The following is a 2,956-nucleotide window of genomic DNA, read 5'->3' on the forward strand; positions in this document are numbered from 1 at the left end:
ACATAGCGCTCGTCAGGCGAAATGCCGTTTGCCGCATCGAAGGCAACCCAGCCCAGCCMATAAACATGCGCTTCGGCCCAGGCATGGCTTGCCGCCTGCTCCACGGTCGCATCCAGCATCAGATAGCCGCTGACATAACGGGCTGGAAAGCCCATGCAGCGGGCGGCGGCGGCAAAGATGTGGGTGTGATCCTGGCAGACGCCGGTTTTCAGCGCCAAGGCCTCCTCGGCCGGCGTCGTCGCGTTGGTGGTGCCGGGCGTGTAGATGACGCGCTCGCCGATCATAGCCATCAGCCTGTGAAGCCGTTCGATATCGGTTCCGTTGCCGACTGAACCGGCGAGTTCGCGTATCCCGCCGCCAATCGTCGTCAGCGGCGTTTCATGGCTGTACAGCCAGAGCGGTGTAAAGCCCTGATGCGGTCCGGAGACGCCTGCGGTGTCGCGCGTCACCACCTCGCCGGCGGCCTCGACCGTGATGAAGTCGCGCTCGCCCTCGACGCTCAACAGCCGCGTATCGTTGCCGAAATGGTCGACAAAGCGAACCTCTTCGCGCGCACCCTCGATCGTCAGCGCCCAGGACAGCACGGTTTGCGTCGACCCGCTGACCGGGAGCAATCGCAGTCGCTGCAGCAGATATTGCACCGGCGCGTCGTAGCGATATTCGGTCCTATGGGTGATCTTCAGCCGCATATCAGTTGAACCGGTAATCTTGCGCGATCTCGTCGCCGAGCTTGGTGTTGTCGCGAATGAAGTTGGCCAGGAATTCGTGCAGCCCGGTGTCGAATATGTCCTTGATCGACCCTGCCCTCAGCATCGCCTGGGTTTTATCCGCCGTTGCGTGGCAGGCATGACGCTCACCGTAATCGTCGCTGAGGAATTTCAGGTGTTCTGACAGGAAGCGGTAGCAGAAGGTCAGCGAACGCGGCATGCGCACATTGAGGATCAGATAGTCGGCGATGTTGGTCGGCTTGTAGTCGGCATCGTAGACCCAGCGGTAGGAGCGATGCGCCGACACCGAGCGCAGGATCGATTCCCACTGATAGTTGTCGAGTGTCGAGCCGACCCACGAGATCGACGGCAACAGCACGTAATACTTCACGTCGAGGATGCGCGCCGTATTGTCGGCGCGCTCGACATAGGTGCCGAGCTGCGAGAAGTCGAAGATCTCGTTGCGCAGCATGGTGCCGTAGAACGAGCCGCGGATCAGCGCCGTTTCGCGCTTGATCGCATCTAGCACGCTTGGAAGGTCGCGCTCGTCGATCGGCCTCGCCAGCATCCGCTTCAGTGACATCCAGGCTTCGTTGATGCTTTCCCATGTCTCGCGCGTCAGCGCGGTGCGCACCATGCGGGCATTGTTGCGGGCCGTCTCGATCGACGACATCGTGCTCGACGGGTTAGACGTATCGCGCAACAGGAAATCGGAGACGCTGGCGGCCGTGTATTCCGAATATTTCTGCTTGAAGGTGATGTCGGAGCCGGCACTGAGCAGCACCGAATTCCACTCTTCCGAAGCACTCTGGGTCCGCGTCAGCGCCATGCGCAGTCCCGCATCAACCAGACGCGCCATGTTTTCAGCCCGCTCGATATAGCGGTTCATCCAGTACAGTCCGTTGGCGGTCCGGCCTAAAAGCATCCAAAACCCTTCACATGAAAATCAATCATCCAGCACCCAGGTATCCTTGGTGCCGCCGCCTTGTGAGGAATTCACCACCAGCGAGCCTTCCTTGAGCGCCACGCGCGTCAGTCCGCCAGGCACGATCTGGATACGATCAGACACCAGCACATAGGGTCGGAGGTCGACGTGGCGCGGCGCCAGTCCCTTTTCCGTCAAGATCGGACAGGTCGACAGCGCCAGCGTTGGTTGCGCGATATAATTCGACGGTTTCGCCGCGAGCTTCTTGGCGAAGGCCTCGCATTCCTTCTTGGTCGCYGCCGGCCCGACCAGCATGCCGTAGCCGCCSGAGCCRTGSACTTCCTTGATSACCAGCTCGTSRATGTGYTCGAGCACRTATTTCARRCTGTCCGGYTCCGAGCAGCGCCAGGTCGGGATRTTGCCGAGGATCGCCTTGCGRCCGGTGTAGAATTCGAYGATCTCSGGCATRTAGGARTAGATCGCCTTGTCGTCGGCRATGCCGGTGCCCGGCGCGTTGGCGATGGTGATGTTGCCAGCCCKGTAGACATCCATGATGCCGGGTATGCCAAGGGCTGAATCCGGCCGGAAGGTCAGCGGGTCGAGGAAAGAATCATCCACCCGGCGGTAAAGCACGTCGATCTGCTTGTAGCCTTCAGTCGTGCGCATCGCGACATGACCGTCGACGACGCGCAGATCCTGGCCCTCGACCAGTTGCACGCCCATCTGGTCGGCAAGGAAGGCGTGTTCGAAATAGGCGGAGTTGAAACTGCCGGGCGTCAGTACCGCGATGGTCGGCGCGCCCTTGGTGCTCTGCGGCCGCACCGCCGCCAGCGACTGGCGCAGCAGCTGCGGGTAGTTCTCGACCGGCCGCACCTTGATCTTCTGGAACAGCTCGGGGAACAGCTGCATCATCGTCTCGCGGTTCTCCAGCATGTAGGAGACACCGGACGGTGTGCGTGCATTGTCCTCCAGCACATAGAACTCGTCTTCACTGATGCGGACGATATCAACGCCGATAATGTGGGTATAGACTCCGGCCGGCGGGCGCACGCCGATCATTTCCGGCAGGAAGGCCTCGTTCTTGGCGATCAATTCCCTGGGGACGCGGCCGGCGCGCAGGATTTCCTGGCGATGGTAGATATCGTCGAGGAAGGCATTCAGCGCCTGCACGCGCTGCTCGATGCCTTGCGTCAGGCGCCGCCACTCATTGCCTGAAATGATGCGTGGAACGATGTCAAACGGGATCAGCCGTTCGGACGCCTCCTGCTCGCCATAGACGGCGAAGGTGATGCCGGTCTTGCGGAAGACGCGTTCGGCGTCCTGC

3 protein-coding genes are annotated in these 2,956 nt (G+C 61.2%); all 3 read right to left on the bottom strand.

Features of this window, described 5'->3' with window-relative positions; translation table 11 throughout:
* Window positions 1-689 (bottom strand): transglutaminase family protein (locus tag AC1DX0_RS33820; protein WP_477358698.1); only part of this gene is annotated, 689 nt, incomplete at its 3' end.
* Window position 690: 1 nt separating this feature from the next.
* Window positions 691-1,632: an alpha-E domain-containing protein gene (locus AC1DX0_RS33825; protein WP_477220405.1), complete on the bottom strand. Its 942-nt coding sequence runs from the start codon at window positions 1,630-1,632 to the stop codon at window positions 691-693.
* Between the two features lie 21 nt (window positions 1,633-1,653).
* Window positions 1,654-2,956: circularly permuted type 2 ATP-grasp protein (locus AC1DX0_RS33830; protein ID WP_477358700.1), on the bottom strand; the 1,303-nt coding region annotated here is incomplete at its 5' end.

Source organism: Mesorhizobium sp. P3_A9 (genome assembly GCF_056402975.1).

Excerpts from the sequence above, each read along its gene's own strand:
- AC1DX0_RS33825 (WP_477220405.1), bottom strand. The coding sequence starts at position 1,632 with ATGCTTTTAGGCCGGACCGCCAACGGACTGTACTGGATGAACCGCTAT.